Raw genomic sequence first — 26,542 nt, forward strand, 5'->3', positions numbered from 1 at the left:
CAACGCGCATTCCGGTAGCTTTGCGGCACGCGCGCGGCTGCTGTTGATTGCGTTCGACCACCGACCGCTTGCCGTAGCGGCGACCCCTTCGCCGGTCAGGCGTCGTAGGCGGAGCCTCCCGCTGCAGCGGTCAGCCGCGCAACAGCCGCCAGCCCAATCCCTTGTCTATAGAACCTAGGTTATCCATGGCTCAATGTTCTTCTCTGCCCTATTAGGTTTTAGTCACGTTTTGCTATCTGCAGTCGAGCCCTCGTCACCATTGGCTTTCCAGCCTGCCTAGCTATGCTCATCTCCTCGATCCTGTGTCATTTCAGCGCTTTTAGTTAGCTTTTGCTGATTTTGGGTCAAATTTAGGCTTCAAAACTTAACTTTTTGTGTGCGTTCCTGTGGTCGCTTCTTGTCAGCTATCGCCAGCCGATTTGCTGTTATTAAGGCAGCAAATATAGTTCTTCTTATAGAAGAGGCCCATTACTGCTCAGGGCATCTACAAGCCCTCGATGCCATTGAGAAAATTCTAGCGGTGCAGGTGAAGTGATCACTGGCGTCTAGGTTAGACTCGCTCCTTTGCATGCCTTTCTAGGAGCAGTTGCGTGAACACGGAAAACCATTCCCAGACGGCCGCGTTTCTGTGGTCCATTGCTGATCTGTTGCGCGGTGACTTCAAGCAGTCGCAGTACGGCCGCATCATCCTGCCGTTCACTCTGCTGCGTCGTATGGAGTGCGTGCTTGCGCCGACCAAGGATGAGGTGATCAAGCAGACCTTCGCCCAAGAAGGCCGGCCCGATACCGTTCGCGAAATGATTTTGCTGCGCGCGGCCGGCCAGCAATTTTTCAACGCCTCGCCGCTGACCCTCGGCACGCTGTCCGACACGCAAACCGCCGCCGACCTGATGAGCTATGTGCAGGCGTTCAGCAAGGATGCCCGCGAGATTTTCGAGCACTTTCACTTTGAAGATTTCGTCCAGCAGCTGGAGACCGCCAACCTGCTGTATCAGGTGGTGCAGCGCTTCGCCGCCACGGATCTAAGCCCCGAGTTCATCAGCAATTTCGGCATGGGCATCATCTTTGAAGAGCTGATCCGCAAGTTTGCGGAAAGCTCCAACGAAACCGCCGGGGAGCACTTCACCCCGCGCGATATCGTGCACCTCACCACCTCGCTGGTGATCACCGATCAGGACCACAAGCTCGCGCCCAACAGCATCGTCACCATCTACGACCCAACCGCCGGTACCGGCGGCTTTCTGTCCGAGGGGGATGAGTACATCCAGTCCATCAGCGAAAAGGTCAGCGTGTCGCTGCACGGCCAGGAGCTAAACCCCGAGTCCTACGCCATCTGCAAGGCGGACATGCTGATCAAGGGCCAGGACGTGGCCAGCATCAAGCTCGGCAACACCCTGTCCAACGACCAGCTTAGCGGCAAGTATTTCGACTTTATGCTCAGCAACCCGCCGTTCGGCGTGGAATGGAAGAAGGTGCAAAAACAGATCACCGACGAGCACAGCCACAAAGGCTTCGACGGCCGCTTCGGCCCTGGTCTGCCGCGGGTGTCCGACGGTTCGCTGCTGTTCCTCCTGCATCTGGTCAGCAAGATGCGTGACCCGCGCGACGGTGGCTCGCGCATCGGCATCATCCTCAACGGCTCGCCGCTGTTTACTGGCGGCGCGGGTTCGGGCGAGTCGGAGATTCGTCGCTACCTGCTGCAGAACGATCTGGTCGAAGCCATCGTCGCGTTGCCCACCGATATGTTCTACAACACCGGCATCGCCACCTATGTGTGGATTCTCTCCAACCACAAAGCCAGCGCGCGCCAGGGCAAGGTGCAGTTGATCGACGGCAGCCAGCACTACGCCAAGATGCGCAAGTCGCTGGGCAGCAAGCGCCAGTACATCACCGAAGATCAAATCAGCGAGGTGGTGCGCCTGTATGGCAACTTCGAGGCAACTTCGCAGAGCAAGATCTTCCCCATCGACGCCTTCGGCTACCGGCGTATCACCGTCGAACGCCCGCTGCGTCTGAACTTTCAAACCAGCGCCGAGCGCATCGCTAAGGTGCTGGAAGAAAAAGCACTGCAGAAACTCGACAGCGCCGCTCAGCAGCAGCTGCTGGCCGCCCTGCAAGCGATGGATGCCAACGTGCTGCACCGCAACCGCGAGCAGTTCAGCAAGCTGCTGAAAAAAGCCCTGGCCGCGCACAGCGTCAGCCTCAGCACGCCGGAACTCAAAGCCCTGATGAACGCCCTGAGCGAGCGCGACCCCGAGGCGGATATCTGCACGACCAAGGGCCAACCGGAAGCCGACGCCGGCCTGCGCGATAATGAGAACGTGCCGCTGGGCGAGTCGGTATACGACTACTTCCAGCGCGAAGTCATCCCCCATGTGCCGGATGCCTGGATCGATGAAAGCAAAACCGATGCGCTGGACGGCGAGGTCGGCATTGTCGGCTTCGAGATTTCCTTTAACCGCCACTTCTACGTGTTCCAGCCACCACGTCCGTTGGCCGAGATCGATCGCGACCTAAAGGCCTGTACCGACCGTATCAAGCAGATGATTGAAGGGCTGTCGGCATGAGTTTTCCGGCGTACCCAACGTATAAAAAATCTGATGTGGAGTGGCTAGGCGAGGTGCCGGAGCATTGGATGTTGGCGCCGTTAAAGCATCTCGCATTACTCAACCCGAGAAAGTCAGGCTACGACGGCGATACTGAACAGCTATGCAGCTTCGTTCCCATGGAGAAGCTAAAAACTGGTGTCGTGCAACTGGATGAAGAGCGCCCCATCGCAGAGGTTATTGGCGGCTACACCTACTTCGAAGATGGAGACGTACTGCAGGCCAAGGTTACGCCGTGCTTCGAGAATAAGAATATTGCGATTGCCAAAGGCCTAACCAATGGGATTGGGTTCGGCTCCAGCGAAATCAACGTTCTTAGACCCTGTCAGGGTGTTAATGCTGAGTACCTTTATTACCGCGTACAGGAAGACAGTTACATGGACTTCTGCACCTCCAGCATGATCGGTGCTGGCGGGCTGAAGCGGGTACCCACTGATGTGATCAATAACTTCAAGGTCGCGACACCTGAGGTATTTGAACAAACCCAAATCGCCCGCTTCCTCGACCACGAAACCGCCCGCATCGATGCACTGATCGAAGAGCAGCAGCGCCTGATCGAACTGCTCAAGGAAAAGCGCCAGGCCGTTATCTCGCACGCGGTCACCAAAGGCCTCGACCCCACTGCACCGATGAAAGACTCCGGCGTGGAATGGCTAGGTGAGGTGCCGGCGCATTGGGAAGTATCTAAGTTCGGCTTTCTGAAAACGGTCCTTACTGATTACACGGCTAATGGCTCATTCGCAGATTTGAAATCGAATGTCACTTACCTAGATTCACCCAATTTCGCACGCTTGGTCAGACTGACGGATTTAAGAAAGAATCTAGAAAACCTTGATGGCGTTTGGATTGATGAAAACGCATACAAGTACCTTGCTAAGTCTGCTCTTTTTGGTGGTGAGTTTTTGCTCGCAAACGTAGGTGCGTATGCAGGTCTTTTCTATCAAATGCCATATGGTGCTGGGCCGGCTTCGCTGGCGCCAAATATGTTTATGGCAAAATTTGACGAGAAGAAAATTCTACCGAGCTTCGTATCCTTTGCTGCGATCGGCAAGAGTGCCCATGATCAGCTTCGCTTACTCGCAACCGCCTCGTCCGCACAGCCGAAACTTAATAAAGATGACTTCAAGTCGGTCATAGTTGCCTTACCAACGCTGCAAGAGCAAACCCAAATAGTTGAGTTTTTGGACATCCAGCTCTCCAGTTTTGATGCTCTGATAGCCGAGGCCGAAAGTGGGGTGTCTTTACTTCAAGAACGCCGCTCCGCCCTTATCTCCGCCGCCGTCACCGGCAAAATCGACGTACGCGGCTGGCAGCCACCGGCCAGCACCCAAGCCCCTAAATTAGAAGTAGCAGAGGCCGTATAAATGGCGGACAGCAAGGAAGCGCAATTCCAGCAGGACATTATCGACGCCTTGGCCGCTCAAGGCTGGCTGGTCGGCACCGCCAGTGGCTACGACCGGCGCACGGCGTTGTATACCGAGGACTTTCTCGGCTACTTCAAGGACGCCTGGCCGGAGCGTTGGGACAAGTTTGCCAAGGCCAACCCGAACAACCCGGATGATGTGCTGGTGCAAAAGCTGGTGCGCGAGCTGGAGCAAAGCGGCACCCTGGATGTGCTGCGCCATGGCTTTAAGCTGCCGGCAGTGAAGGTGGAGCTGTGCAGCTTCCAGCCCGACCACGGCATGAACCCGGACACCCTCCAGCGCTACCAATGCAACCGCCTGCGCGTGGTGCCGGAGGTGTCTTACTCGCCCCATGCGCGCGAGGCTGGCAGTGGCGGGCAGAGCTACAACCCACGGCTGGACTTGGTGCTGTTCGTCAACGGCATCCCCACCGCCACGCTGGAGCTGAAAAGCGAGTTCAAGCAGTCGGTGGAAAACGCCAAGCGCCAGTACCGTTACGACCGCCCGGTAAAAGACCCGCTGACGCGCAAACCCGAGCCACTGCTGACCTTCAAGCGCGGCGCGCTGGTGCACTTTGCCGTGGGCCAGAATGAAGTGGCGATGACCACCAAGCTGGCGGGTAAAGACACCTTCTTCCTGCCGTTCAACCTCGGCAGCGCGGAAGGCGGCGCGGGCAACCCGCAGCCCGAGGACGACAGCCAATACGCCACCAGCTACCTGTGGCAACGCCTGATGCAGCCGGATGCCTGGCTCAAGGTGCTGGGGCGCTTTTTGCACCTGGACAAGAAAACCAGTGAAGGCTTCGACGGCACGCCTGTGACCAAGGAAGCCATGATCTTCCCGCGTTACCACCAGTGGGAAGTGGTCAACCAGCTGATCAACACCACCCGCGCCGAAGGGCCGGGCAAGCGCTATTTGATCCAGCACAGTGCCGGCTCGGGCAAGTCCAACTCCATCGCCTGGACCGCCCATCAACTGGCCTCGCTGTACGACGATGCCGGCCAACGCCTGTTCAACTCGGTGATTGTGGTCACCGACCGCACGGTGCTGGATAGCCAGCTGCAGAACACCATCTACCAGTTCGAGCACGCCCAGGGCGTGGTCAAGCCGATCAGCCGGGATGTGGGCAATCAGAGCAAATCCGAGCAGCTGGCCGAGGCGCTGGCCGAGCAGACGCGCATTATCATCGTCACCATCCAGACCTTCCCGGCGCTGTTCGATGCCCTGGACAAGTACCCCAAGCTGGCCAGCGGGCGCTATGCAGTGATCGCTGACGAGGCGCATTCCTCGCAGACCGGCTCATCGGCCAGCAAGCTGAAGCAGATTCTCGGCAGTGATGCCCTGGATGCAGAGGAAGTCAGCGCCGAAGAGTTGCTCGACGCCGCCGTGCAGGCGCGCCAACCGAATGAGCGCATCAGCTACTACGCCTTTACCGCCACGCCCAAGGCCAAGACCCTGGAGCTGTTCGGTCGCCCGGCCGACCCAACGCTGCCGGCCAGTTCCAGCAATAAGCCGGAGGCGTTTCACCTGTACTCCATGCGCCAGGCCATCGAGGAGGGTTTTATCCTCGACGTGCTGCGCAACTACACCACCTACAGCACCGCCTGGAAGATCGCCCACCCGGATGGCGAAGACGACGAGGTGGACAGCAAGAAGGCGCGCATCAAGCTGGCCCGCTGGGTGCGGCTGCACCCGTACAACATCAGCCAGAAGGTCGAGGTGATCGTCGAGCATTTCCGCGCCAATATCCGTGGTCTGCTAGGTGGTCAGGCCAAGGCCATGGTCGTCACCAGCAGCCGCCAGGAAGCGGTGCGCTACCAGTTGGCATTGAAGGCCTATGTGCAGCAGATGGGTTACAACGACGTGCACCCGCTGGTGGCGTTCTCCGGCAGCGTGTTGGCGGATGAGGTGATCCCCGAAGAAGTGACGGAAAGCAGCAGTCTGCTCAACGCCGGCCTGAATGGCCGCGACCTGGCGGACGCCTTCGATACCCAGGACTTCAACGTGATGATCGCGGCCAACAAGTACCAGACTGGCTTCGATCAGCCCAAGCTGTGCGCCATGTACGTGGACAAGAAGCTGCAAGGCGTGGACTGCGTGCAAACCCTGTCGCGGCTGAACCGCACCTTCGGTGACAGCAAGGAAACCTTTATCCTCGACTTCTTCAACGAGCCGCAGGACATTCTCGACGCTTTCTTGCCGTACTACACCAAGGCCGAGCTGACCGATGTGACCGACCCGCAGATCATCTATGACCTGCAGAAGAAGCTGGATGCCGAGGGCATCTATCACTGGCAGGAGGTCGAGGCGTTCGCCATGGCGTTCTTCGATCCCAAGGCGGCGGCCAGCAAGCTCAGCTACTACTGCACGCCAGCCAAGGAGCGCTTTGCCAAGCGCTATGCCTTCTCGCTGGAGTCGCGCCAGCATGCGCTGGATTACAAGCGCACAGCCGAAGCCAACGGTGACAGCGCCGGCCTGAAAAAAGCTGAGCACGCGCTGAAAGAGGCCGGCGAGCAGGTGGACCAGCTCGACCTGTTCCGCAAGAACCTGCAGAGCTTCGTGCGCCTATACGAGTTCCTCTCGCAGATCGTGCCTTATGAGGACCGTGAGCTGGAGCAGCTCTGTGTGTACGCCAAGCACCTGCACCCGCTGTTGCGCGTGGACCGCCTGCAACAAGACGACGTGGACGTTGGCGAACTGCAGCTGAGCCACTACCGCCTGAGCAAGCGCGCCGAGCACCAGTTACGCCTTAGCGAAGAAGAAGGCGAGTACACCCTCAAGCCGGGCATCGACGTGGGCAGCGGTAAACCGCATGACCCGGAGAAAAAGCGCCTGTCGGAAATCATCGAAGCGCTGAACGATATCTTCGGTGCCGAGGTGAGCGATGACGATCAACTGCAGTTCCTCACCGGCATCGCCCAGCGCATCAGCCGCCAAGAGGATGTGATGGCCCAGGTGAATAACCACTCGGTGGAGCAAGTGATGCACGGCCTGTTCCCCAAGCGCGTGCTGGACACCGTGCTTGATGCCATGACTGACCACGAGAAGCTGTCGCTGGAAGTGCTGGATAACGAGACGAAGAGCCGTGCGTTTGCGTTGGTGATTTTGAAGATGCTGAAGTCGGCGGCTGGCTTGGAGCAAAGCAGCAGCGCCGGTTAACTCGGGCGTTGAACGCCAGTGTCTGTCAGCTGTGCGACTTGAGGCAGTAGGTAGGACGGATCGCAGGCAAGCTCCCCTGCGATCCGGTAAAGCTTCTCGACAGTGATGTTTACTTCGCCTCGTTCGATTCGCCCCATGTAGCTGCGGTCGAGGCTACAGGCCAGCGCGAGTGCATCTTGAGAAATCCGGCAGGTCTTTCTCTGCGCCCGGATGCGTTCCCCTAACGCTTTCGCCAAATTTTCCATGACCGTCTCAATTCCACTTGAGGCGGCACTATCGTGCGTTTGCGGATGTACGGGCCACGGACTATAATCCGCATTTTTCCGCTATTACTCTTCTGGTGCCTCAATGAAATCGGCCTCGTTCATCTTAGACAGGCGTCTGTATGGGCTGCTTCAGGAGGAAGGCCGCACAAAGTTCACCACTCGTGAGTTGCGCGATGCTTATGCCAAAACCCTGGAAGGCATGAGTTTCCGTATCGCCGATGTGCGCCGCTATGTGTATGAGCAAATCCGTCGATTGCTGCGCATGGGCTGGGTTGTGCTTGATGAAGATCGCCGTGTTCGAGGGCAGGTCTACCACGTGCAGCCAATTCCGGCTCATTTGCAGTTGGAGCTGGTCGACAACGGGTTTGAGAACAGCCTCAAAACTGCCAGCGAGCCTGAAAAGGAACCTGCAGTGCTCGAAGTTGAGACCTTGCCGCTTAAATCTCCAACCAATGCGGATCAGCAGTTGGAAGTTCTTCACAAGGAGATCCGCTTGGACTTCCTGGCTTCGATGGGCGAGGCGGAGCGCTACAAGCTACTTCTGGACGAGATGCCGCATCTGCGGGACAGGATTGAAGGCGATTACCTGGAGGCCAAAGATCGTAGTTCGCGCCTACTTGGGCATCTTCGCGCCATCGAAAAGACCCTCAACACGCTTGTCGCCACACAATGAGCGGAACACTGAGAGACTGGCAAAACAGCTGCATCAATAAGGCGTTGGAACACTTTAACGTCACGCCGCATTTTTTCTGCCAGGCAACGCCGGGGGCCGGGAAGACGCGCATGGCTGCAGAACTGGCTAGCCGGCTGCTTGAGCAGGACAGAATCGACTTGGTGATGTGCTTTGCGCCCTCCTGCCAGGTCGTTGAAGGCTTCCGTTCGACCTTTGCTGAGGTGCTAGGCAGGCGTCTCGACGGCCAGATAGGTGCTGTAGGTGCGGCCTACACCTATCAGGCTATGGAATACCGTGATGAGGGATTCTGGCAGCTTCTTGATGACTACCGTGTGCTCGTGGTGTTCGATGAGATCCACCATTGCGCAGGCCACGATCCGCTGCTTAGCAATGCCTGGGGGCAGCAGATACTGCACCGGGTACAAGATCGCGCTGCCTTCACGCTGGCATTGTCTGGCACGCCCTGGCGATCGGACGACAAGGCTATCGCTTTGGCTCGTTACTCCACGCCAGAAGGGCATCTGATCTGCGATTACCGTTATGGTTTGAAAGACGCAATTACCGATGGCGTATGCCGATCCCCTCGCATCGTCCTGCTCGACAACCAGAAGGTGAAACTCACGGAAGAGCTTGGTGCGGATAGCTCCGTTAGGCTGTTTCCCAGCATCGCCAAGCTGCTGGGCGAGTCGCCTGTCACCTATGAGGAACTTCTGCGCCATGACGAGGTGATCAATCCAATCCTTGACCTTGGCTGCAGCAAGCTGAGCGAGCTACGCCAGATCAAGCCTGATGCCGCCGGGTTGGTGGTGGCCACCGATATCGAACACGCCAAGCAAGTAGCTCAGGCTCTGGAAGCAATGGGTGAAGAGTGCCGTATCGTGACCAACAAAACCCCGGATGTGCAGCAGGTGATCAATGCATTCCGCAGCAGCACCTGCCGCTGGATTGTCGCAGTCGGGATGATCAGCGAAGGCACTGACATTCCCCGCCTGCAGGTGTGCTGCTATCTCAGCCGTATCCGCACCGAACTGCATTACCGACAAGTGTTGGGGCGGGTGCTGCGGCGCACAGGTGAATCTGATCACCAAGCATGGCTATACATGCTGGCGGAGCCGACGCTGCAGCGCCTGGCGGAGCGAATTGCGGATGATCTGCCAGAAGATTTGGCGGTGCTAAAAGAGGTGCAGATGCCAATCTCCGCTCCAGGTTCAGAGGCCGGCTTGGTTGAGGCAGCCGGAAATGGCGATGGCCGGGATAACACTATTGGGAGTGGAGCCGAGCATGTTATTGGGTCAGTCACCACAAGCATCGTCTCTCTTGGAGGCTATGCAGCTGATCCAAGCTATCAATTGAGCTTTTCCCAGCATTATAGGCAGCAGCTGCTGGCTTGCTTTTGATGCTGTAACGTCCATTCGGACCGAACTAGAACTCGCTTGTGAGCGGCGTATTGCAAGGTAATTAATCGGAGGTGAGCATGGAGATCAAATCGCAGGCGTCGGTAGCCGTGGTTGTGGATGTGATCTGCGACGTTTGTTGCTCTAGCACTAGTATCCCCGGTTACGGTTTGCAATATGGCCGGCTCGAAGCGCAATGGGGCTATGGCGCTCAACATGACGGAGAGCACTACAGGGTCCATCTTTGTGAGTCTTGTTTTTTCAGAGTACTAAGCGGCTTGCGCAGGGAGCGCATGGTCAATGGTATGTTCGATGACGACCAACCTTTTTCAAATCACAGGTTCGGACTGATCACTACCGGGAACTATTGGGAGAAGGTCTGATGGAAAAACCAAGTTCCCCTTCAGAAGCACTTGGTGACTCCCCGAGCCACTTGGTCTGCAGCGAGTTAATGGCACTAGCTATTGATGTCATGGGTAATCAGGACATGGCAAAGGCTTGGTTCCATAAGCCGGCGTTGGGTTTGTCTGGGGCCAAGCCAATTGATTTGCTGACTAGTGAAGAGGGCTCATGGCAGGTGAAGGCCTTTCTTCAGCGCATGCAGCTTGGGGTTTATCAGTAGGCTGACCTGTGCTCTTCAGGGTTAGTGCTGATGATTTGCTGCTGCCGGCCAGCTTCTGCCAGTCCCAACAGGCAGAAGCCGGCCAAGAGCAGCCATTCAGATCTATCTCGCCCTTGGGCGAATCAACCGATACCCTTCAGCACAAAACCACTCTGAATTGCGCAACCCTTCATAAAGCGCGGTCTTCCATGAATTATGATCGCGTGCGTAGCGCGTTCTGAACTGCTGGTCGAGCTGCTGATAGACCCCAATCGCACCTGCTGCTGCGCCAAGCTCTTCCATGAAGAACGAAACATCAGCGAGCTCACTAGCTGCCTGAGCGGCGTACAACTCCGCCAGCCCCATAAGCCCGAAGTGATGAGTTACACGTGCGGCAAGGACGTCGTCCCATGCAGCAGGAGCTCGGACTTTGAACTCCACCGTTGGTGGTGATGAGGGAGACACCTCGGCGAACAACCAACGATCACTTCCTAGATCGTCATAGTACGGATGCAACGTTTGATCTTCTGCGCGCGCTGCCACCATGGCCAGCTTTCGCTTGTTGCAGTCCGAACAAGCTGGGATCAGGTTCACCGGGGTGAGATTAAGCGAAGGGAAATGCTTCTGGGGCAGGTAGTGATCGACTGTAGCGACGACACGCTGGCTGCATAAAGGGCAGATGCCGAACTCCGGCGCCATTTTTATCAGTTCGTACAGCTTTCTGGATGGAGAGTTGTTTCGCGCAAAATGCGACTTATAGATGACGCCCATCAGGGTCCCGTCCAAATCAGGTGTAACCTGATCGCTGCCCTGCATTTCGTAGAGCCTTCCGTGCGGAGCAAGCTCACGATACGCCGTCTCAGTATGCTGAATGACCGGTAAGGCATCTAACAGCGCCTGAGCCCTCTCCGCTATCGTGATGCCGGACGCGCACACTTGCACGGCTTCGGCCACATCGAAGGTCGGTAGCGGTAAACGGATCATGGATTGCTACGCCTGATGACTAACCCACGGGCCAGCGCTTGCGCCTCTGCTCCCAACTGTCCACCGAAGTGCCGCTCAACAGCCTCAAACGAGGTTCCCGGCTGGTTCGAGACGGCCGCTATCAGTTGATGGAATCCGGAGTTCGAGACCTCAAGCCCAAAGACCTCTCGGGTCAACACCCCTGCACTTTCACCAAAGGTCTCGAGAGAGGGGCGCTCTACAGCCGCCAGTGTTCTGGTGCGTCGCAGCATCCACACGCAGCTTCTTGGCACCTCCTGCAGTACAACCGGAGAATGAGTGGATATCAACGCAAATCCGTTCCTTGCGACCAAGAGGTCTGAGATGGTACGGATGAATGCTGATAGCAAAGGGGGGTGTAAGTGCCCCTCGGGCTCATCGAGCACGACCAGCGTCTGCTCATCGACTAACTCAACAAGGCGCGTGGTCGTCAGTAGCACAATCGCGTGCCCAGAACTAAGCAGCTTGAAAAAACGCCTGGCTCGTTCCTGCCAATCGAATTCGTGCTCGACCAAGGTTTCCACGCCTGTTTCACCGAAAAGCGGATCAGTAGAAAGCGTTTGAATAGCGCGCAGCCAGCGATCCCTTCGGGGGCCGTTGCGACATACCGCCAAGCTGTCCACAAAATCTGTAGCCAGTGCGTCAGGCGTCTTGAGCTCATCAAGCATCTTCCCATCTGATGGTCGCTGCGTTCGAAGGCCAACAAAGGTGGCTGCTGTGCGCTGCTGGCCGACTGGCGGGAGCTCGAAACTGTCGAAGGCGCTGAATGAAACGGACACCAGGCGAGAAAATGCCCACTCGTCTCTATTTTCCCCTAGACGCATCAATTGCCCGCGCGGGGCCGTGTCGCTATCTCTTTCCAGAATCGTATTGATGATGCTTTGGATGCAACGCGTCTTCCCCACACCATTGCGGCCAACCAGCACGTGCAGGTTTGTTGGCGGCTCCGAGTTAGGGGTTACATTGAAGTTCATGATCGGTGGAACGAGTGGAATCTCGTTTTCACCCAGCGGAGCCGGTGGAAACGTGAACTGAAATTCGAACTTGGTCAGTATTGGGTTGCCATGAGCGAGTCGATGCAGCCGATTGAGAACCGACGACTCATGGACAGATCGCAACAGGGAAACGGACATGACACCTTCCCCCTTGTGGCGCCGAAAAATGGCCAAATCATAGGCACAGTCACACAGTGCCTTTAGCACTTTCACACCGAACCCGTAGGAGAGACCTGTCAGTGTTTCGTAGTAGTCCTCGTCCTGGCCAAGCGAAAAGTGCACCGAGGGATCGAGCTGGCTGAAGTGGTCATTAAGCGTTGGAAAGCGTGTGCCTCTCGGGGTTTCCGGGCCGCCAGGGCCTCCAACTAACCCCACTTCCCCAATTTTTACAGAGCCCGGCCTATGGCGGACGCCAGCTCCGTCGAATACGAACAGAGTGAACATCGTTCGATACGCGAACCAATCGTCCCAATTGTCGCAGACGAGGTAGGCCTGAGAACGGCCTTGATTGGGAAGCGGTTGCCCAGGGCGAATTACTGTAAACACTGGCGTTGAACCTATTCCTTGGTTGAAGGGATCTCGCGGCTTTATCGCAACCGCGACCTCACGCGTCTCCCGAGATACTCATCTTACAGACCCTGGCAGGCTGCGTGGAGTCAGCCCCGGACGCCTCAGGATAAGAATGGCAGCGGCCCGCATAGTTAAACAATTCGGCGATACGCGAACCCACCGTATCACGAGTTGATCCTGATCCATCCCTATGCCCCTAGACGACTTTGGGGCTTGACGGTTATGCCAATGATCTAGCGCTCGAACGTGTCGAGGCTGATGCGAGGATCTACCCGCATGAGGTGGTTCCCAAAGGGAAAACGCCCTCAGCCTGGTTGCGTGAGCTGACTTACGAAGGTTCCAGATGGCGTTGGCCAACAGGCATTCCGGAGAAAGCTCAAAACCAGATCGAAGCCGAGCTGACACTAATAGAAGAGCTGAAGTACGAAAGCTATTTCCTCACCGTTCATGACATCGTCCGCTTTGCTCGCAGCCAGAACATCCTCTGCCAGGGCCGGGGATCTGCCGCGAATTCGGCGGTGTGTTTTGCGCTTGGGATCACTGAACTCGATCCATCCAGGATGAGCATCACGACTTAGTGCCTTGCGCGGGTAATTTAAAGGGGGAGAGTTTGCCGGCTGCGGTTATGTGGGCTTCATCAGGTAATCACCCGCGATGCGGAAGGGAACCAGGTAGTGCTGGGCTACCTACAGCCTTGTTTCGGTGGACTGTCCCGGCTGCGTGCTTAGGACGAAGCTACCCATACGTCCTCTTTACAGAGCCGCTATTTTACATGCGACTCAGCAGCCTCCTGGGGGGCGATCTTCGTCGGGCTGGGAGTAACCGTTTCACTCCCCATGCTAATTGAACCCGGAGGTCCTTGGACGCCTCTTTCGCCTGGTTTTCCATCTCGCCCAGGTTCGCCTTGAACACCAGGATTACCTTGTGGCCCGGCTGGCCCACGAAGCATTTCGCGAAGCTCAGTGTTTTCACGAATGCTGTCTATAAGCGAAGGCGTTTTATGCTGGGCGCCCATCATCAGCATTCCCACAGCGCTCAAAACGAGCAAACCAACAGCAAAGTTTTTTGCGGACTGATGGGCGACCTCCATAGCGGTGACCTTTATGTTCACCGTCTGGCCGTTAGCGTGAATGCGCTTTACGGCCTCCTCCACGCGTTTCCTGAGATGGTCTTCATGACTTATCCCGTGGACCGGTAGCAGTCCCTGTATTGACTGGCGCAGGTAGCTCTGGCGACGCTGGCCTTGAATAGCCCAGTAGATCGCGTTGCAGAGTTGCACAACCAAATAAAGAGCTGTAGCGCTGAGCGCCCAGCGCCATCCACCAACAGGAAGATTCAGAGTGCCTGCGGCTTGGGCCAGGATTACTCCGGTGGCAATTGTTCCGGCTATGGAGGAGAGGCCAACAATCGTTGAGAGTCGCGAATCTACGCTTCGTTGACGCTCTTCATGGCTGTCCAGAACGGATTCATAATCTGACAGCAATGACTGGAGGACCTCGCCGTCGGCGTGAGCGATTCGATTGCGAGTTTCGGTCAGGTCAGCCGTTTCGCGATCTTTTCTAAGCTGGCTGGCCGTGCTCGTTTCTGGCGGTGCCCACGGGATGAGTAAGTCGCACACACGTGAGCCTAGAAAGGGCCTGGGGAGTTTCCAGCTCCATTTGCTCGGGGGTTGCGTACTCATACGTCAGCCCGACCAGCCAGCCATGCTGCCACGGCTTCGGAGATACCGAAATTAAGTTGATCATCCAGCCAGAGCCATTGTCCGCTGGGATTGACCTCAAGAAATACATATTCGCCTTGCTCTGAAAGAACGAGGTCCACACATCCAAACTCAAGCCCCAGCCTAGCCATTAGAGATCTTATTTGGCTGGCGAGCCTCTCCGGCAGATCAATCACTGAATGCGGTAAATCCGGGTCTGATGTACGACGCCAGTCGACCTTTGCTTCGGGGTTTGTCTGCGAGTGAATTGCGGCTGAATAAAGTTTCGTACCCACAACAGTGACCCGAACATCGCATCGTTTTTGAATGTGTTCTTGATAGATAGACGGTGCCCACTTTGCGTCGTCTAACTGCTCAAGGTCGGATCTGGTGAGCATTGAGGTGAAAATTGAAAACTCTTCTCCTGCCTCAACGAAATGTCCGGAGCGGGCAGGTTTCACCACCAAAGGGCCGAACTCTTCGAATGCCTGGCGTATTGCTATTGGATCATTGGAAATAATCGTTTTAGGAATTCGGAGTCCTACCTCCTTAGCTACGCGCAGTTGGTAGGGCTTAAATTCAGCCTTCCATACGGCGCCGGGCTCGCTCATCCACCTTGCGTGCTGACTGAGCAGGCCACCAAGTAATGCAGCTCGGTTTTCACGCAAGCAAAAATCATAAATCCCAGTGTCCATCTCGGCTGGTAGCGAAGGAGACCGCATGCGTCGATACCAGATGGTGTCGTATGGGCGGGAGCCTTTTCCGAAGTCTAGGGACGGACTTAATTCATCCCGGTAATCCAGCGTGAGCGATGCCTTAAAGGGGAAGTCCTCGGTATTTATTCGGTGATGCCCGACATTCCAATCTGAAAGAATTTTTACGACGTGGTCGGTAGCAACATCGGCAACGGTGCTGACAATCAGAACGCGTGCATCATTCATCATCTGTTGTCTCTAGCTGCACCCGCGTAATGCGTGTGCTACCGCCAGCACTTACTCCGGCACACATAGCATCGCGCCATATGCCATCGACCAGCACTTGCGAGATCTGCCGATGCTCGTCATATCGAAGGGACTGAGGTTGGGCGTCGCCTAGGGGGGTTGCAAATCGGGCGATGAAGGGGCGCACCATGGTTGTCCCTGTCATGTACGTTTTCCTTGTTTTTGCACGGTTAAATCGCCAGCACGGTGGGGCAGTTGCATAACACCGAACTGGGTATCAGTTGTCGTCAGTTGTTTCGAGAGTCACGTCAGTGACGAGGGTCTGCCGAGAGATAATGTATCCGTCTCTGGACTGATCCAATACAGCGGGAAGAGTGTCTTCAGCGGTGAGTTGATCATGATGCGGGGGCTGGCTCGACTCGTGCCCCTTAGCGAGCGCAACTATAAGCGGTCTGTTGTTCATGTGAATTCACTCCGAGGCTTTCGCTGATTATGCTTACCCTAACTGCGACCAAGCATAGAGATCTACCAGTCCTCTTTCTCCAAACCTTTTCTTTTGTTCCCCTTCGGCAATTTCAAAGATCATCAATATCTTCAAAATGCCCAAGTTCTGGGATGCCGATCCAGAATTGATGCTCATTTGGTAGGGCTACAGGGCACAAGCCTTTGCGCTCAAACACTGCCCTCGGGGCAGGGTCTGTAGCGGTCCAGGCGAGCGCTGCCATTCGATGATTACCGTCAACCAATGCGGCGCGATCACCAACGTACACAATGACAGGAGGCTCAGTGAATGTCCCCGCTGCCAACAATTGATTCACCTGTCGGAAGAATCGCGGCCTACTGCTTTCCCCCATGAGAATTCCCAGTAGGTTTTTCTCGCCATGGGCGTGTGCGCCGATAAGATCGCTAAGCCCTTTTAGCGTGTGCTCGTCAAAATTCAGGGTGTCTGGGTTCAGCGAGCTAAGCCGCCAGCTTACCCTCTGCCAGAAATCGAGAGGGTATTTCAGAATTCCTTTCCAACGGCTGCTCACTGCCAGCTCGAAACTATTGGGACCTGGCGGCCAGCCTATGTCAGCCGCGAGCGGCAGTAACCAGTGATACAGCAGCTCCGGTGGGAAGTTAGGCAAGTCAGACTTCATTAGATCGAACAACGATGCCTGTTGCTCCGACTCGAACTGCATACATTACTCTCGGCGAATGGCCTACGGATTTAGGTTCACAGGTCAGCAAGCTGGCTTGGGTTTAAGTAGGCGAATTTTTTGGCCAGGGCCAGATTCGCGCGCCAAAGGAGGCACTTAATAGCAGAGATGGCGGCCAATCCATTTAGTAGCTGCGAAAGTCATCCTCTGTCGATTGCAGGCGTTAACGGTAGGCAGCTGTCGGCCAAAAGCAGCCCCCCTTCAGTAGGCCATTTCGGCTGCAGCCATTACGGGCCAGCGTTCAGATGGCGAATGGCGGGCTAAAAGATAAGCACTACCCGGCCGTGCGGAAGCTGGCCAAGTTCGGCACCCCTTTTCGCAGTTAGTGCATCGGAAAAAGGGATTTCAAGACCAATGGCAGGCCGAAGTATCCCTTCGCCAGCTGCTATTGCAATGTCCGGCAGGTATTTGAAACCAGCAGTAGCGAAAATCATCTTGTAACGCCCACTAAAGAGCCCTTTCACAATACGTGAGGGGGACGGGTTGATATCCAGAAAGCGACCACCAGTCCTCAATAGCTTCAGTCCATCAGTAACGGCAAGGGTACCCAGGGTGTCGAACACCGCATCGTAAGGCCCATGAGCTGCCAACGCAGTTATGTCTCCATAAAGGCAGGCCGCCTTGATGGCAGCATCATTGAATTGCCTGAGAGAAGGCTTGCTGGCCGCCACAACAACCTCTGCGCCATTGGCCAATGCCAGCTGCATTGCTGAACGACCAACAGCACCGCTAGCCCCGTTGATCAGAATACGAGAGTAGGGGCCTGCTTTTGCCGCGGTGACGATAGCGGCCCAGGCAGTTGCAGAAGGAATCGGCAAGCACGCAGCTTCGCTAAATGACAATGAGCTAGGTTTGCGTACGACTAGCCGGGCATCCGCATCGACCAGTTCGGCAAATGCACCTTGCCGCCGTATTTCGACGGTGCCAAATACCTCCTCACCGACATGAAAGCCCATGACCTTCGAGCCAACAACCTCGATCACTCCCGCGAAGTCGGAGCCCATGCCTTGAGGAAAGCGTCGTCCAGTCGCCAGCCGCATGACCCCGCGTCGAATCTTCCAATCCAGTGGGTTCAGTGCCGCGGCTTTCACTCTTACTCGGATCCTACCGGGCGCAAGTTTGGGCAAGGAGTAGTCACCAAATGACATCTGCTCAGGGCCGCCGTAGCGGTTGAACTGCACTCGTTTCATGATTTTTTCTCGCAAGATGAAGCAGCGGTTTGGGTACTAGACGCATACCGAATGGCAAAAACTCAGGGCTTTGAATCGTTTGTTGGGATGGAGGTGAATGCACTGTCGGATGAGCGCGATGACGTTTGTTCATCAAGTACTTCGGCCATGATCCTAGTCTGCCAATCGAAATACGGATTAAACGTGAGTCGGGCGTGGATCTTGCCGTCCTCTCGATAGCCCCAGTCCGAGTACCAGGTTTGCACGCCGTCTTCGCAGGCCTGAGTATCCTGGCTTGATAGGCTATTCAGGCAGATGCGCAGGCTTCCGTCTCCGCCGTACAGTGGGTTAGATGGAGCAAACAGCAGCCCCATGTGCGAGAACTGGCTTATGCGCTGTGCAGGAATTCTGTCCACCTTCACCAGTACTCTGTGGTCGGCGTGCGACCCTTCCGGTGGGGTTCCGTACCAGATCAAACGGCTTTGCGGGTGGGTGAAGCTGTGCTGGAAGACGTCGAGCAGGTAGTCGGTATCAATTACCGAGTCGTGCTGTGCGACCACCATGAACACTGGTTTGTTATAAGGTTGAGTCAGTAACTCCTGAGCTAGCGCGCTTGTTCGGTAGAACTGAGCGTAAGCATTGGTTGGGACATTCATGTATCGCACGGGCGTTTGGTTCTTCACTGAACCGTCAGGGCTCACCAGCCAGGGGCGAATATGAGAAAGCATTGGGGCCAGCCAACCGAACGGAAAGCTTTTGAATCCTGGTGAGACCAGGATCAAACCTGCAATTTCTGGATGGCCGTAGGCATAGTCCAGAACCAGATTTGCCCCGGTGGAGAACCCCCCCAGATAAACCGGACCATCGACATCCTGCTCCAGCGTCTGGGCTTGCTCGTACACCACTTCCTGCCACTGTTCTGCGGTTATGTCCAGCAGGTCTTCGGGGTGGGTGCCATGGCCGGGGAGCAGTATGGTGCGAACGAGGAAGCCCTGACTTGCGAGCTGTGGCGCCAGGTCATGGAAAGACCAAGGAGAGTCGCCAAGACCATGAACCAGCAAAACACCTTTACGGGGCTTTGTGCCGGGTTGTGAAGATGCGGGTTGCCATTCCTGAGGAGCATTCCACTGAAGCTCATCCGCTTCGTTGGTAAATTGTTGTCGTTCGAGCTCCAGTAGCTTCAGGCTGTCGCTTCGATAGTCGGCGAAGCTCACCGAGGATACAGATCGCGTCATGCTGCTCATCGACGTGCAGGCGCTGATCGTGAACACAAACATCAGCGCTGACACAACGAGCAGAAGCGTTCTGATATTCAGGAGCCTGCAGCTTTTAGACGGCGCATTGACTGGGGTGTAGTGACTCATGGTCATGCCTCGTAGTCGATGCCGGCCATGGCTGCACTGTCGCGCCACAATTGCTGTTGTGCGCTTTGGCTTCGTGCCAGTTCAGATGGCTCGGGATACGTTGGCTTGCCTTTAACCAAGGCCACGTAAATGTGACCTAAGGGCATGTGGACGTTGCCCAGTGCAAAGTCGGCCAGTGACGCTCCAGATCGCTCAGGCGGATTGGCGACGTATGCTGGTCGAAACAGGCCCAAGACACGAAAGACGGTTTGCATCAGTACCTGGATAAAACCGCGCAAGAGCACAGAGCTGTCGCGCCCGGCGCTGCCACTGGTCAAGCCGGGGCTGAAGGCAATCACGCTGATGCCTCGTGACAGAATCTCAGGATGCCTTGCCAGGGTCTGCGCGGTCATGAGGTTGCACAATTTGGACGACGCATAGGCCTTTACGCCGGTACCGAAACCGCTGGTTGTTGGGTGAGCCAACTGCTGTGGGTCCAAACTCCGCGGAGCCATGCCGGTCACTGCGGGGTCGTGGGTATCGCTGGTAGTGATTATCAGCCGGCCACCCTCAGCCAAATGGGGCAGCAATGATCTGGCCAGTAGGTAATGCGCGAGATGGTTGACGGCAAACGTCAGCTCGAAGCCATCTGCACTTCGCCTGTCGTTCTTGGCCAGATGGGTCCCCGCATTCAATATCAGGATGTCGATTGGGCGCTCGGCGAGTTGTTCAGTCAGTCGGATGACAAACTCTCGTACGCTGGCGAGAGAGGCGAGATCCAGCGGCAACGCCTCAATGCTCTCGGGGACTCTGCTCACGTCACGAGCGCCAACGATAACGCGAGTATTTGGCTGCTCGGCGATCAACTGCGCCGCTTTCGCCCCAAAGCCTCCTGTTGCGCCCGTCATTACGATTACACGCTGCTGCTTGGCTTGGCTCATGTCTATGTACTCCACGTGACCGTTGGCACTGGCAAGGTTCAGAAGCGGTACATCAGAAAAACGGCGTAGCTGTTCTGGTTCTTGTCTTGAACGATTGGGCTATCTGCCGCATCGCCTTGAAGGCGAGCCGCTGTGAGATTTGCTCCCAATGCCCATCGGCTGGCCAGTTGGTAGTTGGCGCCAATGGAGAAGCGCAGTAGTGAAACACCACTGCCAACGTCATATGGTGAATAGGCTGAGTGGACTGCTTGGCTCTGATCGATGCCGAAGAAGGTTTGCATGTAGTCGCTACTTCCCCAGGTGATGCCGGGGCCAGCTGATAGCTGGAGCTTTTGAGAAGGGCGATATGTCGCTTTGGCGTCCAGGCTTACAGTAGTGCCTTGTTCGTTGCCGCCGATGTCGGAAAGTACATTAGCGTTGAGCGAAAACCATCCGGCGCGATAGCTACCAAACAGCCCTGCACGGGTCGTTGCGTCGATATCACCTAACCCCTGCAAACGGTGATCATCCGACTCCTCCCTAGGGTCTCCTAAATCCCTGGTTAGTACCGCTCCTAAGGTCAAGGCTTCGCTTTCGTGCAGGTATACGCCCAGTCCGGGGCCTGGCAGGCCTGATCCCGGTGTTCCACCAAAGAAGAATCGCTGGTAGCGGATATTGACCAGTGGCAGGGGTTGGGATTCGGATTCATCGCTGCCCAAATACTCCGGCGCATGGATTGCACCGACGCCCAAACCGATCCGCCATGGACTTTCCGATTGCTCTTGCGCCAGCAATGGACTCGCTGGGATGCCGAGCAAGCACGCCAATGCGGGCAGAGCGAATGGTCGGGTCACGAGTTCTCGGGTCATGCGCTTATCTCCTTTCTAGCTGAGGTTCTGGAGGACGACGGTGGAAGAGTTTTGCTAGTCGACGTTCGAAGCCGTCCACATAGGTGAACACCACTGGAACGACGAGTAGGCTGAGCGCGGTAGAGGTGATCAGGCCTCCAATCACGGCAACTGCCATGGGTTGACGAAAACTCGAATCAGCTCCGAACCCCAGCGCGATGGGCAACATGCCTGCGACCATCGCGATGGTCGTCATCACGATGGGGCGCGCGCGTTTATGGCAGGCGTCTACCAATGCCTCGTGCAGAGAAAGTCCATCCTTCTTGCGCCCCATGACGGCGTAATCCACAAGCAGAATCGAGTTCTTGGTAACGATGCCCATGAGCATTACCAGGCCAATCATTGAGGGCACGCTGAGCAGGCTGTTTCCTATCAAAAGTGCGAGAAACGCCCCGCCTATGGACAGAGGTATTGCCGAGAGAATGGTGACGGGTTGAAGGAAATCACCGAACAGCAGCACGAGGACGCAATAGATGCACAACACGCCGACTACGAGCGCCATGGCGAAGCCCATGCCCAGCTCTGCGACAATCTCGGCATCACCTGCTTCGATGACTTTCACAGTGGATGGCAGTGCTCGAATCGAAGGCAGATTGGCGGCAGCTGCTTGAGCCGTGCCCAAGGCCGTACCGCCTAGGTCGGCAGAGATGGTGATGTTGCGCAGTCGGTCAAAACGGTCGATCTGTACGGGGCCGCTTTCCAGTGAAATAGTCGCAACACTGGCCAAGGGCACTGAGCCATTTCGGCCCGGAACCCTCATGTTTGCCAGTGTGGCGGTATCGGTACGAGCCTCGTCGGGCAGGCGCGTACGAATGTACAGCTGGCGATTGTCGAGGTTCAGTCGAGCGACCTGCTGGTCGAAATCACCGCTGGTTGCCACGCGTACCACTTCGCCGATCGCAGCACTGGTGACCCCTAGTTCAGCCGCTCGCTGCCTGTCGGGGCGGATAATGATTTCAGGGCGTTCAAGGCTAGCCGTGGAGGTGATGTTGAACAGTCCCCTGACGTCCCTGAGTTCCGATTCGACCTTTTCTGCGCTGGCCTTAAGAGCGTCGGCGTTGTCACTGGCAAGAATGATCTGGAGTTTCTCGCTTGGCGCGCCGCTACCTAGCGAAAAGCGAGCTCCTGGCACCATCTGAAGTCGTTCGCGAACCCTGTCTTCAATGGCTTGTTGAGAGTCCCGTTCGCCTCGGGGAAGAAACGTCAGTGTAATAGACGCTCGACGAACCTCTCCGGGGGCGGAAGCACCTTGGCCGGCGCTTTGCGCAGCACCCACCGACGTGAAAACGTGCTCTATCCCCGCGACATCCTGCAAGGCATGGCGTGCTTCTTCGGCCACAGCCAGGGTGTCATCCAGCGAGCTGGCGGGTGGTAGCTCTATGGTCACCATGGTGCTGCTGCCATCGGCTGGCGGTATGAAGCCGGTCTCGATGTGGGGCACTAGAGCAAGTGAGGCAATCAGGAAGGCCAGTGCGCCGCCCACCGTGGTCTTGCGGTGTGCCAGACACCAATGCACGGCTGACATGTACCACTGCATGATGCGGCCATCCTGATGCGGCGGCATCGGCTCGGACTTGAGCATGTAGGCCGCCATCATCGGCGTTAGCAGACGGGCTACCAGCAGGGATGCCAGCACCGCGATTACAGAGGTCCATCCGAACTGCTTGAACACCAAGCCACCAATGCCGCTCATCAGCGCGGTCGGCAGAAAGACCGCGACAAGACTCATGGTGGTGGCCATCACCGCTAGTGCAATCTCGTTGACGGCATCCTCCGCAGCCTCGCGGATGGACTTGCCCATGTGTCGATGTCTCTCGATGTTCTCGATCTCGACAATCGCATCGTCGACGAGAATACCCACTACCACCGCTAGGGCCAGCAGCGTGACGGTGTTGAGCGTGAAGTCGAGCCAAGCCATGGCGGCGAAGGCCGGCAGGATGGATAAGGGCAAGGCAGCGGAGGCGATCAGAGTTGCCCGCCAGTCGCGCAGAAAGATCCAGACCACCAGCATGGCCAGCAATGCGCCTTCGTACAGCATTGTCATCGAGCCTTCGTACTGCTCGACCGTCTGACTTACAGAGCCAGATATCTCACTGAACTTGAGGTCCGGCTCATTCTGCTGGAGATCCTGTAAAGCCTTTCTAACGCCTTCGGCCAAGCGAACTTCGTCAAAGCCCCTAGCCCGATAGACGTTAAACCCAACAACGTGATTGCCATCTAGCAGGGCCGCTTGAGTGGGATCTGCCGGGCCATCTTCTATCCTGGCGATCTGGTCGAGGCGAAAACTCTTTCCACTTGGCAGCGTTATACGTAGCTCTTTGAGCTCAGAGGCCTGCCGCACCGTGGCAATGGTTCGAACTGACTGCTCTTCACCGCTCCATTGTCCGCGCCCTCCGGATGACTCCAGCTGTATCTGGCGCAAGGCATTCGACACGTCGGCGGCTGTGACGCCAAGCGCTTGCATGCGCTGCGGGTCTACCTCTATTCGTACCTCGCGCTCGACCCCGCCTAGCCGCTCAAAGCGGCCGACCCCAGAAACTGCCAGAACCGCCTTGGCAACCCTGTCGTCGATGAGCCAGGACAATTGCTCTTCGTCTAGGCGAACGGACGATATGGCGTAGGTCAGCACCGGCTGACCGACACTGGTCGAGGCACTTACCGTCGGTTGCAATAGATCGGCAGGCAGTTCGGTACGGATACTGTCGACTGCATTTTTGGTTTCGATCAGCGCATCCGAAAGTTTCTTCTCCAGGACAAACTCAACCTGAATAGAGACCAGACCATCAGTGATCGAGGTGCGCAGATGGTTGAGACCGCTCAGGGTAGCGAGAGAGTCTTCAACCCGGCGTGCGACCTCTGTTTCCAGCTGCGCCGGTGCTGCGCCCGGCTGCGTCAGGGTAACGGTCACCATTGGCAGGTCGAAGTCAGGCAAATCCTGAGTTGGCAGCTGCCGGAAACCCCATAGTCCTGCCAGAGCAAGGAGGACGAACAGCAGGATCGAAGGGATAGGGTTGCGGATCGACCAGGTAGCGAAATTCATTGCTCGGCCGCTCCGCTGGGCACGACGCGCACCAGATCACGATCCTTGAGAAATCCTGCCCCCTTTACCACCACCTGCTCCTCGGAATCGAGCCCAGTGGTTACTTCAACTTCCCTACCAACTCGCCGCCCGACGACGACCTCACGGAGCGATACGGAAGTGATGCTGTCGCTGTTAGCCAGCGTGAGCGCATGGCTACGCCCGTCGCGAATGACCATGCTTTCGGCAGGTACGACCAGGGCCGGGCTATCACCAAGTTGTACGCTACCGTTCGCATACATACCTGCTCGCGCATGGCTTCCTGGTTGGATATCGGCGTAGGCGATGGCAAGACGCGTATCTTCGTCGAGTGATGGCGATGTTTGGCGAATCAGTGCGGTCGCCGAACTGCCATCAGGCAGAGTAAGCGCCACCTCCTGGCCGATCTGGATTTTCGCGAGTTGAGCTGCGGTAAGTTCGCCGCGCCACTCCAGACGCCCTTGGCGAATCATGCGAAACAGCTCCTGTCCGACCGGCACGACGGAGCCGAGCGTGGCTGAACGGGCGCTTATCACTCCATCATCTGGAGCCAGTACATCGGCATAACGCAGCTCCAACTGCTTGTAGGCAAGTTGTGCGTCAGCCGCTTTGGATTGAGTAACAAACTGCAGTACATCCTGATCGCTGATGCCTCCGCTGCTCTTCAGGCCAAGAGCACGTTGTCGGTTGGCTGCGGCCTGGTCAGCGTTCGCTTGTAACTGCGCTTTGTCCGCCAATAGCAATGCTCGGTCAAAGCGGGCAAGCACCTGCCCTTTTTTCACGGTGTCGCCGACGTTCACCCGGACCTCGACCAACTGATAACCACCGATCTGAGCGCCGATGCTAGCCTCTTCCCAGGCGGAGATTTCTCCAGATGCCTGCAGTGTTTCTGGCCATATGACTGCACGTGGGCGAGTGCTGGTGACAGTCAACGCTGCGGTGCCTTGTTGTGCTGTCTCGTCGGGCGCGTCGTGCTTAATACCCGGGGCAAAAAGCACTGTCACAGTTACGACGGCTGCCGCCACCAATACGTATATGAAGCGTTTTCGCGATCGAAGAGTGGGAGTGTTCGAGCTCGGGGTCGTGGAAGTCATTGGGCGCTGCTGCCGTTTTTATCGGTATGAGGAGTGTTCAACTGGGGAGCGGTTGTCTGCTCCACTGGTACGTTTGAGAGCGAGTTGCCCGAAGCTCGTACCAGTGCCACCCAGGCGCTGGCGCTATCTCGTTGAGCGGCGATGGCACTTTCCTGGGTGGTATTGAGCTGCCGGCGAGCCCCCTCCAGTTCAAACAGGCTGATAGCCCCCAGTCGATAACGAGCTTCATCACTGCGCATAACTTGTCGGGCGGCTGTCACTGATTGCTGAGATGTCACCAGTCGCTGCCTGGCGGATAGCTGCATTGCCAGGGCGTCTTCAACTTCCTGGGTTGCCGTTCTTAACGCGGCTTGCAGGTTGGCCAGCGCTCCCCGGTACCGAGCTTCGGCACCGCGGACATTGGCCGCACCGGCACCGGCATCAAAGATCGGCATGGAGAGCGCGGATCCTACTGACCAGGTGTCGTTGTACGTGGTTGAGCCCAGAACGTGGATCCATTGGCCGGCAAGGAGCAACGACAGGTCGACCCGGGGCAGACGTTCGGCTCGGTAAGCACCAATTTCGGCGTAGGCTGCCGCAACCTCCCGCTCAGCGCTGCGAACAGTAGGGTGCTGCGTGAGAACGATGGCAGGGAGGCGCGGTTGTACTAGGGGAGCTACAGGTATCACTGTGGCCGAGCGGTATTGGTGGGGATTTCCAGTCGTGTCGGGGTTTTCTCTGGCTGCATCCGCAGCCTTCATCAAATGTCGAATCGTTCCGGTATCACGACCGCTCAGCGCCACCAAGGCGTTTTCCATCTGTGTGCAGCTTTCTTGCTGACTCAGCCGATTTGTGTGGGCGCTGGCCAGACTGCTTATCGCATTGGCTTCATCCACTGGAGCAACGTTGCCGAGTGCCAGGCGCTGTCGCATCAAGGTGAGTTCGGTTTGCCTGGAGACTATGTCCTGGTCACGAATGGCCAGGGAGTAGTGGCACGCACGCAGATTCAGGACGCCATCCGCAATCTGAGCGGACAGTGAGAGCAGGGCATCTTCAGCGTCTGCGTTGCGAGCGTCTAAGCGGAGCCGTGATGCCTCTGCTACGGATCGGGCTCTGCCCCATAGATCTAGCTCCCAACTGAGCGATGGCCCCAACGATGCGGCGGTAATGTTTACCGGGTCACTGCTACCTGAAGCACCTCCCGCGGACTGACTCTGTGAATTACCCCGAGTAATAGAGCCATCGGCCGTGAGAAGGGGAAAACGCTGTGCGCGGCTGAGAGACAGAGCGGCCCTGGCTTCATCGACGCGGGCAGCCGCTTGAGCAAGATTGGGACTATCGAGGATCGCTGACGCGATCAGCTCATTGATGGCAGGGTCATCCAGCAGCAGCCACCAGTCTGCTACTCGGGGTGGCTGGAAGGCCTGAGAGTCGCTTGGTGTATTTGACCAGCGCGCCTGGACGTCTAGTTTCGGTGCCTGGTAGGGGGGCTGAAGTGAGCAGCCTCCCACTAAGAGCATCGATGTCAGCGCGTATCGGGTAAACCAGTGTCTGCTCATCGAT

20 protein-coding genes and 1 pseudogene are annotated in these 26,542 nt (G+C 56.9%); 8 read left to right on the forward strand and 13 right to left on the reverse strand.

What is annotated here, in order from left to right:
- Positions 1–590 precede the first annotated feature (590 nt).
- The 3 genes from ACX0MV_RS04265 to ACX0MV_RS04275 are packed head-to-tail and all read left to right on the forward strand — an operon-like array spanning position 591 to position 7,168.
- Positions 591–2,567 (forward strand): type I restriction-modification system subunit M, encoded by a 1,977-nt coding sequence (locus ACX0MV_RS04265; protein WP_458981244.1) that lies wholly within the window; start codon positions 591–593, stop codon positions 2,565–2,567.
- Positions 2,564–3,970, forward strand: a complete 1,407-nt coding sequence (locus ACX0MV_RS04270) for a restriction endonuclease subunit S (RefSeq protein ID WP_458981245.1) — start codon at positions 2,564–2,566, stop codon at positions 3,968–3,970. Before ACX0MV_RS04265 ends, ACX0MV_RS04270 begins: the two co-directional genes overlap by 4 nt.
- A complete protein-coding gene (locus tag ACX0MV_RS04275) occupies positions 3,971–7,168 on the forward strand; it encodes a type I restriction endonuclease subunit R (protein WP_458981246.1) in 3,198 nt (1,065 codons plus the stop codon).
- On the opposite strand, the gene ACX0MV_RS04280 is transcribed toward ACX0MV_RS04275, so the two are convergent.
- Positions 7,165–7,413 carry a helix-turn-helix domain-containing protein gene (locus ACX0MV_RS04280; protein ID WP_458981247.1) on the reverse strand — a complete coding sequence of 83 codons (249 nt, stop codon included), beginning with the start codon at positions 7,411–7,413 and terminating at the stop codon, positions 7,165–7,167. The two genes, ACX0MV_RS04275 and ACX0MV_RS04280, sit on opposite strands and share 4 nt — an antisense overlap.
- A 103-nt stretch (positions 7,414–7,516) precedes the next feature.
- Here ACX0MV_RS04280 and ACX0MV_RS04285 point away from each other — a divergent pair, with 103 nt between their 5' ends.
- The 4 genes from ACX0MV_RS04285 (at position 7,517) to ACX0MV_RS04300 (ending at position 10,123) form a co-directional block, all read left to right on the forward strand.
- A complete protein-coding gene (locus tag ACX0MV_RS04285; protein ID WP_458981248.1) occupies positions 7,517–8,107 on the forward strand; it encodes a hypothetical protein in 591 nt (196 codons plus the stop codon).
- Positions 8,104–9,504 carry a DEAD/DEAH box helicase gene (locus tag ACX0MV_RS04290; protein ID WP_458981249.1) on the forward strand — a complete coding sequence of 467 codons (1,401 nt, stop codon included), beginning with the start codon at positions 8,104–8,106 and terminating at the stop codon, positions 9,502–9,504. The genes ACX0MV_RS04285 and ACX0MV_RS04290 overlap by 4 nt, the downstream gene beginning before the upstream one ends.
- A 77-nt stretch (positions 9,505–9,581) precedes the next feature.
- Complete coding sequence (locus ACX0MV_RS04295; RefSeq protein ID WP_458981250.1) at positions 9,582–9,884, forward strand: hypothetical protein; 303 nt, start codon at positions 9,582–9,584, stop codon at positions 9,882–9,884.
- Positions 9,884–10,123 carry an antitoxin Xre/MbcA/ParS toxin-binding domain-containing protein gene (locus ACX0MV_RS04300; RefSeq protein WP_458981251.1) on the forward strand — a complete coding sequence of 80 codons (240 nt, stop codon included), beginning with the start codon at positions 9,884–9,886 and terminating at the stop codon, positions 10,121–10,123. Before ACX0MV_RS04295 ends, ACX0MV_RS04300 begins: the two co-directional genes overlap by 1 nt.
- A 102-nt stretch (positions 10,124–10,225) precedes the next feature.
- Here the strand turns inward: ACX0MV_RS04300 and ACX0MV_RS04305 are convergent, their stop codons facing one another.
- Entirely contained in the window at positions 10,226–11,086 is an 861-nt protein-coding gene (locus tag ACX0MV_RS04305; RefSeq protein WP_458981252.1) for an HNH endonuclease, read from the reverse strand.
- Entirely contained in the window at positions 11,083–12,543 is a 1,461-nt protein-coding gene (locus tag ACX0MV_RS04310; protein WP_458981253.1) for an AAA family ATPase, read from the reverse strand. The genes ACX0MV_RS04305 and ACX0MV_RS04310 overlap by 4 nt, the downstream gene beginning before the upstream one ends.
- A 395-nt stretch (positions 12,544–12,938) precedes the next feature.
- Between ACX0MV_RS04310 and ACX0MV_RS04315 the strand changes: the two are divergent.
- Positions 12,939–13,238: pseudogene (locus ACX0MV_RS04315) on the forward strand (hypothetical protein); the annotation flags it as partial.
- 194 nt (positions 13,239–13,432) lie between these two features.
- Here ACX0MV_RS04315 and ACX0MV_RS04320 read toward each other — a convergent pair.
- The 10 genes from ACX0MV_RS04320 to ACX0MV_RS04365 all read right to left on the reverse strand — a co-directional run bounded on the left by ACX0MV_RS04320 (position 13,433) and on the right by ACX0MV_RS04365 (position 26,538).
- Positions 13,433–14,287: a collagen-like triple helix repeat-containing protein gene (locus ACX0MV_RS04320; protein WP_458981254.1), complete on the reverse strand. Its 855-nt coding sequence runs from the start codon at positions 14,285–14,287 to the stop codon at positions 13,433–13,435.
- Positions 14,288–14,346: 59 nt separating this feature from the next.
- Positions 14,347–15,312: an MvdC/MvdD family ATP grasp protein gene (locus ACX0MV_RS04325; protein WP_458981255.1), complete on the reverse strand. Its 966-nt coding sequence runs from the start codon at positions 15,310–15,312 to the stop codon at positions 14,347–14,349.
- Positions 15,313–15,884: 572 nt separating this feature from the next.
- A complete protein-coding gene (locus ACX0MV_RS04330) occupies positions 15,885–16,490 on the reverse strand; it encodes a hypothetical protein (RefSeq protein ID WP_458981256.1) in 606 nt (201 codons plus the stop codon).
- 278 nt (positions 16,491–16,768) lie between these two features.
- Entirely contained in the window at positions 16,769–17,698 is a 930-nt protein-coding gene (locus ACX0MV_RS04335; RefSeq protein ID WP_458981257.1) for an NADP-dependent oxidoreductase, read from the reverse strand.
- A 62-nt stretch (positions 17,699–17,760) separates the two neighbouring features.
- Positions 17,761–18,954: an alpha/beta hydrolase gene (locus ACX0MV_RS04340; RefSeq protein WP_458981754.1), complete on the reverse strand. Its 1,194-nt coding sequence runs from the start codon at positions 18,952–18,954 to the stop codon at positions 17,761–17,763.
- A gap of 89 nt (positions 18,955–19,043) precedes the next feature.
- A complete protein-coding gene (locus ACX0MV_RS04345) occupies positions 19,044–19,961 on the reverse strand; it encodes an SDR family NAD(P)-dependent oxidoreductase (RefSeq protein WP_458981258.1) in 918 nt (305 codons plus the stop codon).
- Between the two features lie 38 nt (positions 19,962–19,999).
- Complete coding sequence (locus ACX0MV_RS04350) at positions 20,000–20,809, reverse strand: MipA/OmpV family protein (RefSeq protein ID WP_458981259.1); 810 nt, start codon at positions 20,807–20,809, stop codon at positions 20,000–20,002.
- A 4-nt stretch (positions 20,810–20,813) separates the two neighbouring features.
- Positions 20,814–23,888, reverse strand: a complete 3,075-nt coding sequence (locus ACX0MV_RS04355) for an efflux RND transporter permease subunit (RefSeq protein WP_458981260.1) — start codon at positions 23,886–23,888, stop codon at positions 20,814–20,816.
- Positions 23,885–25,000: an efflux RND transporter periplasmic adaptor subunit gene (locus tag ACX0MV_RS04360; protein ID WP_458981261.1), complete on the reverse strand. Its 1,116-nt coding sequence runs from the start codon at positions 24,998–25,000 to the stop codon at positions 23,885–23,887. The genes ACX0MV_RS04355 and ACX0MV_RS04360 overlap by 4 nt, the downstream gene beginning before the upstream one ends.
- Entirely contained in the window at positions 24,997–26,538 is a 1,542-nt protein-coding gene (locus ACX0MV_RS04365; protein WP_458981262.1) for an efflux transporter outer membrane subunit, read from the reverse strand. Before ACX0MV_RS04365 ends, ACX0MV_RS04360 begins: the two co-directional genes overlap by 4 nt.
- Positions 26,539–26,542 lie beyond the last annotated feature (4 nt).

It is taken from the genome of Pseudomonas cistanchae (genome assembly GCF_054483635.1).

Excerpts from the sequence above, each read along its gene's own strand:
- ACX0MV_RS04270 (WP_458981245.1), top strand. The coding sequence starts at position 2,564 with ATGAGTTTTCCGGCGTACCCAACGTATAAAAAATCTGATGTGGAGTGG.
- ACX0MV_RS04275 (WP_458981246.1), top strand. The coding sequence starts at position 3,971 with ATGGCGGACAGCAAGGAAGCGCAATTCCAGCAGGACATTATCGACGCC.
- ACX0MV_RS04280 (WP_458981247.1), bottom strand. The coding sequence starts at position 7,413 with ATGGAAAATTTGGCGAAAGCGTTAGGGGAACGCATCCGGGCGCAGAGA.
- ACX0MV_RS04285 (WP_458981248.1), top strand. The coding sequence starts at position 7,517 with ATGAAATCGGCCTCGTTCATCTTAGACAGGCGTCTGTATGGGCTGCTT.
- ACX0MV_RS04290 (WP_458981249.1), top strand. The coding sequence starts at position 8,104 with ATGAGCGGAACACTGAGAGACTGGCAAAACAGCTGCATCAATAAGGCG.
- ACX0MV_RS04295 (WP_458981250.1), top strand. The coding sequence starts at position 9,582 with ATGGAGATCAAATCGCAGGCGTCGGTAGCCGTGGTTGTGGATGTGATC.
- ACX0MV_RS04300 (WP_458981251.1), top strand. The coding sequence starts at position 9,884 with ATGGAAAAACCAAGTTCCCCTTCAGAAGCACTTGGTGACTCCCCGAGC.
- ACX0MV_RS04305 (WP_458981252.1), bottom strand. The coding sequence starts at position 11,086 with ATGATCCGTTTACCGCTACCGACCTTCGATGTGGCCGAAGCCGTGCAA.
- ACX0MV_RS04310 (WP_458981253.1), bottom strand. The coding sequence starts at position 12,543 with ATGTTCACTCTGTTCGTATTCGACGGAGCTGGCGTCCGCCATAGGCCG.
- ACX0MV_RS04325 (WP_458981255.1), bottom strand. The coding sequence starts at position 15,312 with ATGATGAATGATGCACGCGTTCTGATTGTCAGCACCGTTGCCGATGTT.
- ACX0MV_RS04330 (WP_458981256.1), bottom strand. The coding sequence starts at position 16,490 with ATGCAGTTCGAGTCGGAGCAACAGGCATCGTTGTTCGATCTAATGAAG.
- ACX0MV_RS04335 (WP_458981257.1), bottom strand. The coding sequence starts at position 17,698 with ATGAAACGAGTGCAGTTCAACCGCTACGGCGGCCCTGAGCAGATGTCA.
- ACX0MV_RS04340 (WP_458981754.1), bottom strand. The coding sequence starts at position 18,954 with ATGTTTGTGTTCACGATCAGCGCCTGCACGTCGATGAGCAGCATGACG.
- ACX0MV_RS04345 (WP_458981258.1), bottom strand. The coding sequence starts at position 19,961 with ATGAGCCAAGCCAAGCAGCAGCGTGTAATCGTAATGACGGGCGCAACA.
- ACX0MV_RS04350 (WP_458981259.1), bottom strand. The coding sequence starts at position 20,809 with ATGACCCGAGAACTCGTGACCCGACCATTCGCTCTGCCCGCATTGGCG.
- ACX0MV_RS04355 (WP_458981260.1), bottom strand. The coding sequence starts at position 23,888 with ATGAATTTCGCTACCTGGTCGATCCGCAACCCTATCCCTTCGATCCTG.
- ACX0MV_RS04360 (WP_458981261.1), bottom strand. The coding sequence starts at position 25,000 with ATGACTTCCACGACCCCGAGCTCGAACACTCCCACTCTTCGATCGCGA.
- ACX0MV_RS04365 (WP_458981262.1), bottom strand. The coding sequence starts at position 26,538 with ATGAGCAGACACTGGTTTACCCGATACGCGCTGACATCGATGCTCTTA.